Source organism: Cerasibacillus sp. JNUCC 74 (assembly GCF_053667775.1).
Map to the genome: position 1 here is coordinate 3,396,625 of NZ_CM132207.1, position 12,825 is coordinate 3,409,449.

Annotated in this window: 9 protein-coding genes, 3 pseudogenes and 1 riboswitch; of the genes and pseudogenes, 9 read left to right on the forward strand and 3 right to left on the reverse strand. The window is 33.8% G+C overall.

Going from position 1 to position 12,825, the window contains the following annotated elements:
- Positions 1-443: 443 nt before the first annotated feature.
- From JNUCC74_RS15145 to JNUCC74_RS15165, 5 genes are all read left to right on the forward strand, one after another.
- Complete coding sequence (locus JNUCC74_RS15145; protein WP_454065988.1) at positions 444-4,037, forward strand: hypothetical protein; 3,594 nt, start codon at positions 444-446, stop codon at positions 4,035-4,037.
- A 442-nt stretch (positions 4,038-4,479) separates the two neighbouring features.
- Positions 4,480-4,782: a DNA cytosine methyltransferase gene (locus JNUCC74_RS15150; protein WP_454065989.1), complete on the forward strand. Its 303-nt coding sequence runs from the start codon at positions 4,480-4,482 to the stop codon at positions 4,780-4,782.
- Between the two features lie 34 nt (positions 4,783-4,816).
- Positions 4,817-5,269 carry a hypothetical protein gene (locus tag JNUCC74_RS15155; protein WP_454065990.1) on the forward strand — a complete coding sequence of 151 codons (453 nt, stop codon included), beginning with the start codon at positions 4,817-4,819 and terminating at the stop codon, positions 5,267-5,269.
- The gene (locus tag JNUCC74_RS15160) at positions 5,247-5,576 is read left to right on the forward strand and encodes a DNA cytosine methyltransferase (RefSeq protein ID WP_454065991.1); all 330 of its coding nucleotides are present in this window, start codon (positions 5,247-5,249) and stop codon (positions 5,574-5,576) included. Before JNUCC74_RS15155 ends, JNUCC74_RS15160 begins: the two co-directional genes overlap by 23 nt.
- Before the next feature lie 67 nt (positions 5,577-5,643).
- Positions 5,644-5,847: a hypothetical protein gene (locus JNUCC74_RS15165; RefSeq protein ID WP_454065992.1), complete on the forward strand. Its 204-nt coding sequence runs from the start codon at positions 5,644-5,646 to the stop codon at positions 5,845-5,847.
- Positions 5,848-6,132: 285 nt separating this feature from the next.
- On the opposite strand, the gene JNUCC74_RS15170 is transcribed toward JNUCC74_RS15165, so the two are convergent.
- Positions 6,133-7,299 carry a protein kinase family protein gene (locus tag JNUCC74_RS15170; protein ID WP_454065993.1) on the reverse strand — a complete coding sequence of 389 codons (1,167 nt, stop codon included), beginning with the start codon at positions 7,297-7,299 and terminating at the stop codon, positions 6,133-6,135.
- A gap of 248 nt (positions 7,300-7,547) precedes the next feature.
- On the opposite strand from JNUCC74_RS15170, the gene JNUCC74_RS15175 reads away from it, so the two are divergent.
- Positions 7,548-7,862: a YdcP family protein gene (locus JNUCC74_RS15175; RefSeq protein WP_454065994.1), complete on the forward strand. Its 315-nt coding sequence runs from the start codon at positions 7,548-7,550 to the stop codon at positions 7,860-7,862.
- A 13-nt stretch (positions 7,863-7,875) separates the two neighbouring features.
- A pseudogene (locus tag JNUCC74_RS15180) lies at positions 7,876-8,031 on the forward strand (DUF961 family protein); the annotation flags it as partial.
- 132 nt (positions 8,032-8,163) lie between these two features.
- On the opposite strand, the gene JNUCC74_RS15185 reads toward JNUCC74_RS15180, so the two are convergent.
- Positions 8,164-9,351: an IS110 family transposase gene (locus JNUCC74_RS15185; RefSeq protein ID WP_454065429.1), complete on the reverse strand. Its 1,188-nt coding sequence runs from the start codon at positions 9,349-9,351 to the stop codon at positions 8,164-8,166.
- A gap of 257 nt (positions 9,352-9,608) precedes the next feature.
- Between JNUCC74_RS15185 and JNUCC74_RS15190 the strand changes: the two are divergent.
- Positions 9,609-9,842 (forward strand): annotated as a pseudogene (locus tag JNUCC74_RS15190) (DUF961 family protein); the annotation flags it as partial.
- Positions 9,784-10,407, forward strand: a pseudogene (locus tag JNUCC74_RS15195) (site-specific integrase); the annotation flags it as partial. The pseudogenes JNUCC74_RS15190 and JNUCC74_RS15195, both read left to right, overlap by 59 nt.
- Before the next feature lie 67 nt (positions 10,408-10,474).
- Here JNUCC74_RS15195 and guaA read toward each other — a convergent pair.
- Positions 10,475-12,010 (reverse strand): glutamine-hydrolyzing GMP synthase, encoded by a 1,536-nt coding sequence (gene guaA / locus JNUCC74_RS15200; RefSeq protein ID WP_454065995.1) that lies wholly within the window; start codon positions 12,008-12,010, stop codon positions 10,475-10,477.
- Positions 12,011-12,695: 685 nt separating this feature from the next.
- Positions 12,696-12,797: riboswitch (purine riboswitch) on the reverse strand.
- Between the last annotated feature and the right edge of the window lie 28 nt (positions 12,798-12,825).

Below are 12,825 nucleotides of genomic sequence, written 5' to 3' on the forward strand. Positions count from 1 at the left end.
GGGGTTATCACTAAAATATTTGATATCTTAAACATGAGACGTTTCATAATGAAGCGTCTTTTTTTATAGAAAGAATTGGAGATGAATATATTAGAATAATAACAATTTCACCTTTCAAAAAAACATATTTTATGTCATTTGAATAGTAACTAACCGAAAGATGGCATTATTTTTGTTCAAAGTAATTGGTGGAAAATATAGTTGACAAGAAAGTGTATAAGCAGAAATTGGTTTTTTAATTTATGTTAGCTATATTATTGTTGTTAATCGATCACGGGTTCCTACATCTATTTTCCATTCCTAGTTATTTCTCGTTCTAGTAGAACCTATTTTTATATGCTTATAGTACAATAGACATATAAAACTCTTTAGGAAAACAGTGAAAATAACTAGCATCCTACATGTTGAGAAAATATGTGGGGTAGTGAATGGAGGTAGTATAAGTGGATAATACAAGAATAGAAAAAAAAGCGGCTAGTGTAATTAATGAATTATTTTTGGATAGAGCAAAACAAATTGATCCTAACGTTACAACTGGAGATAAAGAAATATCATTTGATGGTAGTGCAGTTATTTTCTCAGACGATCAGATTACAAAATCCTCTTATTTAAGTAGTATACCGGTACAGGTAAAAGGGAAAGTAGTTGACACTTTTTCGGATAAAATTGCTAAATTTTATAAATTTGATAGAGATACATTTAAAAATTTTCAATATGAAGATGGTGTTGTGGTATTTCTAGTTGAAATACTCAAAGAAAATTTCCAAGAAACAAAAGTATTCTTTGGATTCTTAGATGCGAAAGTATTGGAGAACATATTGAATGATTTGAACGATAGTGACAACAATACGAGATTTATCGAATTGGATGAGTTATCGCCTAAACTGGATTTAGATGAAAAATTTCGAGAAATTGCTATCCAACGAAAAGTGTATGGCTTTAAAGATGCTAAGGTTGATGCATTTTTAAAGAATGGCTTTTCTGTAGAGAAATTTTCTAATAGCTTTGAAAAAAGCATAGTAGAAAGTGCTTCTAAAAATATTGAACAATATGAATACAAGAATCCAAATTCACAGTTCAATATAAAACTTAAAAAAAATATGTTGAAGGTATTATCTCAAAACCTTATACTGGACACTTTTAGACTCTCCAGTGTTTATGCCAAGATTAAAAGGTTAAACTTATTAGATCTCCTGCCAGAGAACAATAAAAATTTAGCAATGTTAATTAAGGCAAGATATAAAGCAATGAGTAGAGATTTTGATTCAGCACGAGCAGTACTCACTGAATTTAGCGGTTCTACAAATGAATGGCAAAAAGAGTACGACAAGATATTGATTGAATCAAATTATGATATTGATGATATCGATCCATTGATAAATAAAAGTATTCTAAGCGATGATGAAAGAGTAAAGTATTTAGCTGCATATTATCTTGAGAATAATAAGCTATCCCAATTTTATGAATTATTATCAAGTGATTCAGCTGAAGATGAAGAATGGCAGTATTTGCATGGACAATATCTTTTGCGATTAGGCAACTACAAAGAAGCTATAGAAGTATTGCGCCAATTGAACCAAAGCCGATATATGATAGGAATCAAGTTTGATGAATTGGATGCACGCTTTGCTCATATTGCAAATGACTTATTCTTTGGCTTTCGAAATAGGACAGAAGCAGTTAATAATGAATTGGCTTTTTTATTAAACGATATTGAAGTAGTCCGTCAAAGAGTAGCTAAGGTCGATTATATTGAAGTGCCTGTTTTGGAGAGATTGCACTTTGAATCAAAAATATTGTTTGAGCCAAAAGAAGGTTTGAAAAGGATAGATCAACTGCTAAGGAGCAAAGGAAGTGACTACGATACTCAATATCTGATTGAGTGGAAAATCAAAATGCTATTTTTATTGGATAAGACTGATAATGCATTGAATTACATTGATCAACTGTCCGAAAAACAGATAAGTGCCAAGGTGATAATATTCAAAATATTACTATTTAGTAAACGATTAGCACATAGATCTTCTCTTGACTATATCAGTGAGCTTTTCGAAACATTGGAAGTTAGCGGCAATGAGCATTTATTTGGTTTTTTAACGCAATCATATCTAGTTGCTGCGAATAATTATTATGTTGTAGATGAAAATACTTTTGATAAGACTATTTCTAACTTGATAGATAAGTACCCATTAGAATTACCCCTTTTATTCGAATTGGAGAACAGCCGAAAACATCTTGGGAATAAAAGATATGGCGAATCATTCGGCTTAATTGTTGATAGATTTGCAGACTATCCGGATTCAAGAAAAGTACAGGATGCTCAAGCATTTCTGCTTCGAAATAACGAGCTAGGGTTGGCTCAACAACTGTATCCTGCTATTGCAGCAATTGATCAGCAATCGGCAGATGAAATAGTAGCAACTTTATATCTACAAAACAATAAAAATTTAGAGTCTCTTGTAGCTATAAGTAAATACTCAGACTCTGACCTTTCTGAATCAATAATTGCTGTTAAAGCTGAAGCTCTTAATAGATTAAATCAATTCAGAGCAACGTTGCAATTATACAAAAACACAAAGGGAACGACTTCCGATTTTTTGAATCAAGTTTTGATAGCAAAAATTAATATCCATGACAAAGAAGATATAGAATCGATAATTGAGACAGGAATGGAATCCAACAACATTTATTTTAAATTAAATGCTGCTGTTGCGTTAATACATTATGGAATAGATTTGCCACAAGGTGTTCAGATGATTGAGAAATATATCTTAAAAGAGAGATTCAACAATAGTGAATTGAACAATATTCTGATTACCTCCCATTTCTCTAACGTAAAAAAGTTTGAAAACAATAATTCCTTAGATTTATACAACAATATTCAACTTAAATGGTATAAATTCAAAGAAGCTGAAGATTTACGAGAGTTCGTTTTGGTGCCAAAAGGGTGGAATCTTGAGGATTACGACAATCTTGAATTTCAAGAAACAGACTCTGACTTCAGTTTAATTGTTCAAGGAATCTCAGTTGGAGATTCTTTGAATTTTGAAAATAGAGAGTACACTCTTATTGAGGAAAAACCGCTGTCACTTTTTGTTTTTCATGAGTCATTAGGAAGAGAGAGTGGTGAAATCGGCAGTGGTAAACCAATTACGTCGATTAGTTTGAATTTGGAAGATAATGATTTAAGTAGCTTAATTGAAGTTATGAAAAAATTCGATACATCAGATCAGTATAACAAGATACATGATTATTATAAACTATTCCATTTCCCATCCATCTATAGCAAAATAATATCTAAGGAAGACATGTTTGAATTTTATTTAGATTTTTTTAATGATAAAAATATAGAGTACTATGTTGGCTTTGAAGTTGAATACAATTCGAATTCTAACTATCAAATAAGTGTATCCTCTATAGCTTTTCTAGCGAGTCTAAGTCTACTTGATATCTTAAAAGAATATCAAAATGTATTTTTGGAGGAAACACAAAAAGCATGGCTAGAGAATAGATTCTCAAAAGAACTTGAAAGTACAACTGCTGGAAGGTTGAATTTAGTAAATGAGGATAATCTAGTTTTGAATGAAAAGACCGAAGAGCAAAAGAAGGAATTGAAAGATATATATCGTAAAGTTGTATTATCTTCACGCTCTTTAAAATCGACCAGTGTGGGTTTGATTGATGATAAAGTAAACAAATTGCTTCAATTTGATGAATCCAGCAATCAAGCTGCAATCAATGAAAAAAGGATATTGTTATGCGAAGATGAAGCACTTCAGGTGGTTTGGAAGATTGAATTTGGATTACAAGTGAGTAGTGTGGGCGTACTAATAAGTCATTACTTTTTAGAAATCGAAAAAAATGCAGACGGTTTTCTAGATGTTTTAATTCAAGTAATTGAACTTAAAAGTGCTTGGAAATTACAAATGAGCACTCTAAAAAAAATGAATGTGTTGGTTGTGGAATCTCAAAATTCATCCCTTATGAGCAAATTCAATAACTGGTTTAATTCCTATGTAGAATATTTTAAAAGCTAACAAAAATAATTAAATAGATTATTTATATTTTGAAATGACACTAAAAAACTGTTAAGGAAAAGTCTAGGCAGGTTTTTTAGTGTTTTTTGTCGTTTTACCTTTTAAAGAATACTGTAAAATCAAGACATTTGGAAATATATATAAACAAACTGTATAGAAAAAAGTATAATTACACCTAATCAAATAATTGTTGAATTCAGTTACTGGTTTCCAAAACTCTACTATTCAAATTTAGTTAAAATCTATAAAATACAGCCATTATTACTGTAGAGGCGTTCATTCATTTGGACGTCTTTTTTTATGGGAAAGTTTAATATCAATAGTGATAAAAACTTAAAGATTCGTCCTACATTTTTATCATTTCAATAATTGCATTTAACGTCATTTGGATGGTATTCATCAACAGATGGCGTTTTTTGTTGTTAAATTGGAGGTGAAATATTTGAAAGATAGCATGATAAAAAAGAATTATAACACAAATTTAAAAATAGGAAGCCTTTTTGATGGAATAGGTGTCTTCCCCCTCTCTGCTTCCCGTTTTGGAATTAGTCCAACATGGGCAAGTGAGATTGAAAAAGCACCTATATCTATTACAAAACGGCATTTTCCTAACATGCTTCATTTCGGAGATATTACTAAAGTAAATGGTGGAGAAATACCGCCTGTTCATATCATTACATTTGGTTCCCCTTGTCATAACCTATCCAATATCGAAACGAGAAGGCCTTACAGGAAGTCAATCTAGTTTATTTTATCATGCAATAAGGATCATTGAAGAAATGAGGTGTGCTACGAATGGAACATATCCAGTTATCGCTGTTTGGGAAAACGTCATGGGAGCTTTTTCATCAAATAACAGGTTGGATTTTAAGGCCGTGTTTGAATTGTTCAGAAATATCGAAATTCCAATGCCTACTTCTGGAGTCGGGGCAAACGCTGGAATGGTCCGAGGGAATGATGTTGATATCGCTTGGCGATTGTTGGATGCCCAATATTGGGGAAACCCACACTCGCTCAAAGAAGAAGACGTATCTTCCTCGTGGCAGATTTTGGAGGAACACGTGCCACAGAAATACTATTTAAAGCCCGCGATTTGCAATCGGTTTTTACGTCTTGCGGAAAGAGCGGGTTGTCCTCCCCCATTACCAGTAGAACACTTACTCGAAAAGCAAGGAGGAAAATACCCATCGTCCGACTCAAGAAAGACGTATGCGAAGTACCGCAAAGGATAAAAATAAATCAGTATTCATCGGAAGTTTCGGACGGACAAATGACCCTTTCCCCACTTTGTTAGCTGGTTCAGTCAATAACTTTTCTTTTTGGTATGAAGGGGAAGTAAAAGAAGGGTATATCCGACAACTTACCCCATTGGAATGTGATTTAATGGGATTACCAGAGGGCTGGACAGCTTTAGGACATGAAAATGAATCGATTAGTGACTATGCAAGATACAAAGCGATTGGAAATGCAATTGCGGTACCTTGTGCGGAATATATTATGGCTGGTATTGCAGAAGTTTATAGTAAATCAATTTCTTAGCTTGTTGGATTATTCTCATCTGACGTGCTTTTTTTATTGGACAAAAACATCGAAAGGGGAAAGTTGCATGATGTCTTTGAAAGAACAAGAAGTATACGAAGAAAAGGTCATGGAATGGATTGATGACCATTTTGTAATGAATGAAATTGAGATTGAAGACTTTCCGTTTTTTCCTCATGGGAAATTGATCCGTGATAAAAGTGGAGAAACAATGGTTGTGTTCTGGTGTGTCATTTATAGACGTGTTGATTATCGACTACAAGAAGCATAGGAGTAATTTAAAAATTAAGGTGTATTTTTCTCATTCTTCCAGCTCATATTCTTGTTTCCATATAAATACACAAAAATTAAGGAAATGAAATCTATACTTTAAAATGGACGAAAGTGTGGTACTTGACAAAGTTTATTTCCACTCAATAATTCGCCAATACAATGTAGTCAAATATATCTGTTATCAAGGGATTTAAAGAAATATCAAAAACATACAGATTGATATAATGCGTGCCAAAGATTTTAATAAATATTAAAGCTGAAATGAGAAATCATTTCAGCTTTTTTACAACTCTCGAAACTTTTTAGCTAACTCTTCAATCGTCTTATATCTTTTATTCTTTTCGGGATGTAGTCCAAGTTCAATGAAATTTTTATATGACGGATTCGTAATATTATTAGTATTCGTTTTTCCTGTCAAAATAAAAAATAAAATCCGTGTTAAAGCGTATATTTCATGAGCCAAATCATAATTTGAAAATCCTTCTGTTACTAAAACGGGGTCATTAAAATAACCTTTAATATCTGAGTCAATTGAAGTCATTGTAGAATTGGGCACTTTAACTAATCCAAAATCAGAAATTTTAACAACAACAATATCTTCATATTCTTTTACTAAAATATTTTTTGGGCTAATATCTCGGTGTAAAAGACCTTTAGAGTGAAGGTATTTAAAGCCTCTTAATATTTGATTACCTATGTTTTTCCTCTGTAACATTGTCAATTTTGTATTGTTTTCTGATATATACTTATCTAATGTTTTATCCATATATTCCATAATATATTCATTTTTTTCTTCAATATAATTGAATACTTCTATAACATATGGGGAATCCAACAGTTTCATTTGTTCATATTCCAGTTTAAATCTCTGTAATTCTTTTTTATTCAGATCCTTATTAGCTCTTTTTAAAACAAACTTTTTATTGTAGAAGGAATCCTTAAATTGAAACACTTTAGCATATGAACCTGTGCCTATAACTTTTAATTTAGAGAGTGTAGTGCCCGGGTTACTCGTTATTTCTATGTTATTAGCCATTCTAAAGATAGGTATTTCATAGAATAAATCAATTTTGTCCATATACGGAGCAATGGTACTTCCACCACTTTTTGATAGAAAATTACGACATTTAATCATGATATCGTAATAGTACTTGTCAATTTCAAAAGCTAGCTCACTTGATTTCAATGCTCTATGTAAGCCTAGGGTTTCATCAATCATTAAAGATAATTCTCTACTCGGATCTGCCCAATAGTGATTACCCTCTTCATTGGTAGGTAGTCTCTCATTCATTAAATCAAATAATTTAATAAACTCAAAATGTAAAGTAGCAAAAACCTCTTTTAGTTTAGCATTTTCAATCTTTTCATATAAATCGCTATACTCAATGTTTTGATATTGAATAATCGCTCTCCTAACTGCTTCAATTTTATTATTAATTCTTATATCCATTTTATCTATGCTCCATATAAACTTATTAAACTAATTATACAATTAAAGTGACTTTTTATCGATGTAAGAACATGTATATAAATAAAATACCTCGTTTGTTTACACGTCATAGTTTATCACTGTGTCGTTTTTTATTTAAAAGGAGGTCTTTAAATGAATATATATTTTATTCGTTCCCCTACCATTAGACGTAATCTAAACCAATATTTTTGGCCTTATAAAAATTATAAATAGAAAGGAAAATAATCATGGAATTGAAACATGTCATTCCCAACATGGAAAAAACATTTGGAAACCTAGAATACGCAGGAGAAGGAAAAGTCGAACAACGACGGATTAACGGACGGATGACCACTCTTTCTCGGAGCTATAATCTGTATTCGGATATTCAACGAGCCGATGATATTGAAGTCGTTCTGCCACAAGAAGCAGGAGAAAAGTTTTTTGAACATGAAGAAAAAGTAAAATTAGTCAATGCAAGAATCACCACAGAGGGCTATAAAATTGGAGAACGTGGTTTTACAAACTATATTTTACATGCAGATGACATGGTCAAAGCATAAGGAGGAAAAAGATATGAGATTAGCACAAGGTATTGTCATTGATAAGGAAAAGACATTTGGATTATTAAAATTTTCGACATTACGGCGTGAGGTCTTTCTACAAAATGAGGATGGTACGGTATCAACCGAGGTAAAGGAACGCACCTATGATTTAAAACCGAGGGAACAAGTCCAGCTATAAAAAGTCAAGGTAAAAATGGAGTGATTTTTGAGATTATGATAAAATGACTCCGATTAAAATTAGCATACCAAATAAGCCTTCATTAATTTTTTAAAAAAGAAAGCTTAGATTAATTTATTATTAATTATTATTTGGTCTCGGTTCATAAGGTTTTTTATCTCTAAGTATTGCAAAAATGATATGTGTTAATTTCCGAGCAACAGCACCAACAGCTGTACCATGTGCTTTACCACGCTTACGCAATCTTTGGTAATGCAAGGAAAGGGCAGGATCATGGAAACTCGCTACAAACGCAGCTTGCCAAATAGCTCGTCTGAGGTAAGGAGAACCTCGTTTAGAAAGTCGAGTTTTATTACTATTAAAGTCACCAGATTGATGAACAGAGGCGTCTAGGCCTGCAAAAGCAACAAGTTGCTCAGGACGCTCAAAGCGTTGAATGGAACCAATTTCTCCAAGAATGACACACGCGGTAACATCACTAATACCAGTGATCGTTGTCAGAAAATGTTCTTGGCGATTTGAAATATCAATCATTACTTTTTCCATTTTTTCTAGATGTTTTTCAATTAATGAAATTTGTTCTAAAAGAAGTTGAATTTGTAGTTTAAATACATCTGTACCCATAGAAATGCCAAAGGTATTCAACGCACTTTCTCTAATTTGATTCGCTTTATTAAAAGCTTTTGTTTCACCGAGACGCCCTTTACTTAATAACTCAGCTAACTTTTCTGTATCAAGTTGAAGTAAATCTTCAGGTAAAGGGGAGTGTAGTAAAACTTCAGTAGAAGATTTTCCAAATACATCAGAGAAAATTTGTTCATACTCGGGAAAGACTTGATCAAGTAACGAAATTACTTTGCGTTTTAAGTCTGAACACTGATCTACAAAGGAATACCGTAAACGCTCAAGATGTCTTAATTCTAGTAAATCTTCTTCAACGAAAGGAGTTTCCTCTGGCGAATCAATACGGATGACTTGAGCGATCAGGTAGGCATCACTCACATCTGTTTTTGTCTTTCGAATATAAAAATGACGTAAGGCATCCGATTGTAAAGGATTAAAAACGGTTATTTTAAATCCTAATTTATGAAGAAATGAAAAAACAGATAACCAATAATGACCGGTAGCTTCCATACCAACAACTGTGTTATCAGGTATTAACTTATATTGGTTGATAAATTGAAGTAACTTTTCGCTTCCTTTCTTGGAATTTGCGAAACGGACAGTTTTCCCAACGGGATCACCTTTATCATTAATTAAACCTACTTGATGATGCCGCTTACCAATATCAACACCAATATAAAACATAAAAGCACCACCTAATTATTATTTATCAGATGGGAGGAATCCTCTTATCCTTATAGATATCCAACCTCGTTCGATATACGACAACGAATATGTCATCCAGCTCATTCGAATAGTTCTATAAAGAAAGAGGTGTCAGTCTTGAAAACGAAGACAATACTTCAAGGACAATTACGACAACCTCTATCTGACTAAATACATTATACCTTGAGTGGTACAACGATTTAAAACTAGTAAAAATACTAGTTAATAATAATATACGAGGACAAATGATTCAAGTAAGTATTCCTGCTTCCGTTCCCTTAAAAGAATTTGATTATAATGCGGAAGTAGAAATCATTAACCCTGTCGCAGATACAGTCGCAAATGCAACATTCCGTAGCGCAGATGTTGATTGGTACATTAAGGCAGATGATTTAATATTAAAGGGAAAAGCAGGAACATCGTTTTGTTTCTTTATGGTTCTTGTTTATGACAGGAATGCGAATTGGTGAAGCTACCGCCATTCAATGGGAGGATATTGATTTTGATTCGGGGATACTAACCATCAACAAAAATCTTTATTACAAGAACCAAAGTAATTATAGATTTGTTGAACCGAAAACAAAAGCGAGTGTTCGACACATTGTCCTTGATGAATGTACACTAAGTATTTTATCAGAATGGAAAAATGTGCAACAAGATCTTATCAAAACAGATTTTGTAATGAGTTACAATGGCATTCCAACACAAAAACATACTCTCTCACATGCTATTGAGCGTTACTCTAAACTAGCTGGGATTCACCGAATCAGAATTCATGGATTGCGTCATTCTCATGCTTCGTTGCTTATTAGTATGGGAGAAAATCCACTCATCATTAAAGATCGTCTAGGACATGAAGATATTGAAACGACTTTAGGAACATATGGACACCTCTATCCAAATAGTAACTTTGAAGTAGCTAACAAACTAAACGGAATCATAACATTCAAGCAAGCTGAACAAAACTATGATTCCTCACCAAAAAATCAATTCACTGTTAACTATTTAAGAAAGCAAAAACAAAAAGTGCAATAAAAGTGCAATGGAAAATTAAAAAGAGCCAAAAACCCTTGATACACAAAGGTTTCTAGCTCTACTACAACTACTCCCACTCAATCGTCGCAGGTGGCTTAGATGTAATATCATAAACAACTCGGTTGATATGCTCTACATCATTCACAAGTCGGGTTGAGATTTTCTCCAATACATCCCATGGAATTCGTGCCCAATCCGAAGTCATGCCATCAATGGACGTTACCGCGCGAATACCAATCGTATAGTCGTACGTTCTTGCATCTCCCATTACACCAACGCTTCGAATATTCGGCAATACCGTGAAATATTGCCAAATATCTCGGTCTAATCCAGCTTTTGCTATTTCCTCACGAAGAATAGCATCGGATTCCCGTACAATCTCTAATTTTTCTTCCGTTACTTCCCCTAGTACACGAATAGCGAGTCCCGGACCTGGGAATGGTTGGCGCCAAACAATATATTCAGGAAGTCCCAGTTGTGTACCTAACTCCCTTACCTCATCTTTAAACAATGTATTTAACGGCTCAATTAATTCAAATTGCATATTTTCAGGAAGCCCACCTACATTATGATGTGACTTAATTGTTTGTGCCGTTTCCGTACCACTTTCAATAATATCGGTGTAAAGTGTTCCTTGCGCAAGGAAATCAATGTCTTTTAATTTAGCTGCTTCATCATCAAACACATAAATAAATTCATTACCGATAATTTTACGCTTTTGCTCTGGATCATCGACTCCTTTTAGCTTGGATAAGAATCTATCCTTGGCATCGACCTTAATCACTTTCATATGGAAATCATCAGCAAATACCTTCATCACATCGTCAGCTTCATTTTTACGAAGCAAACCATGATCGACAAAAATACAAGTTAGCTGATCACCAATCGCTTTATGAATTAATGCTGCGACAACAGACGAATCAACCCCACCGCTTAATGCACATAGTACGTGACGGTCGCCAACCTTGTTCCGAATTTTTTCTACTTCCATCTCAATAAAATTTTCAATGGTCCAGTTTCCACTGCTTTGACAAACATCAAAAACAAATTGGTTTAACAAGTGGTTTCCGTATTCCGAATGACGAACTTCCGGATGAAATTGTACTCCATATAGTCCTTTTTCCGGATGGCTCATTGCAGCAATTGGCGTAGATGAACTTGTTGCATTAATTTGAAATTGCTCCGGTACCTCAACCACCTTATCTCCATGACTCATCCACACAATCTGCGTATTCGGTGTCTCTTTAAAGAGTATCGGTGACTCGTTTACATGGATTTCGGCTTTACCATATTCCCTGTTCTTTGCCTTTTCTACTTTTCCCCCATAATGAAGTGCCATAAGCTGCATTCCATAACAAATTCCTAATACAGGAATGCCTAAGTCAAAGATTTCCGGATCACATCGAAAGCTATTTTCATCATACACACTATGCGGTCCGCCAGAAAGGATAATTCCTTTTGGGTTCATTTTCTTAATAGCTGTCGCTGTAAGCTTATGAGAGTGCAATTCACTATACACACCAAACTCTCGAATTCGACGAGTAATCAGCTGGTTATATTGGCTGCCAAAATCTAATACTAATATCATTTCACTCGTTTCCATTTACGTAACTCCTATCTATCGTCTATTAGCTTATTCCATCACATAAGTATACTGCTAGAGGATGTTCAATAAATTCGACAAAAATGATGCATCGAATTTCTTCGGATGTTAGAACATGTACTAAAATTAATTCAACGTCATGAAAATTTTTAAGCATTAAGTGTAAGTGCAACTTCGGAAGTCTCCTGTACTAAAAGCTTAAAGGACAACCACGTTTTCTTTATTGGCTTGTTTCTTCCTTGTTCTGTACCTCGCTGCATACACTGCTCCTCTCGAAACTGCACTGTCTTGAACTTCGACTTAAAGGACGTGTTCGTGTCGACATTGCAACAAGGATATCTGCGCCCTTAGCCAACCTTGGTCTTTTTTTACACGATAGAAAAGTATAAAACTTTAGGCTTTATCGTATAAGAAAAACGATAACTTTCGCCATAAAGACTTGGCGACAAGCCAAGTTTTTCTAACCCTCGTTTTGGACACATATTACTAGGTTAAGCGCGCCGAGAAAACTGGTAATAATTTAAGCTGTTTCGCAAAGGTTTGCCCGACCTCAGTACCTATAATTAAAGTATGAAGTAATTGCGAAGCGAAAGCAAATTCTCTAAAAATTTCACATTTCCACCGTATCAAAAAACTGGATGCCGCCTTTTGTACTAGTGGAAGTACAAAAAGGCAGAATCCAGCTATACTGTTCTTCTGCCTTCATAGTCAGAGCATTTACGGTGCGCTGGTAGATACTTTCGAACCATATTATCGAGGATATACGAATGGCAAATTTATTTACTATTTCTTCGATTATGTTCTTATTCTACTAA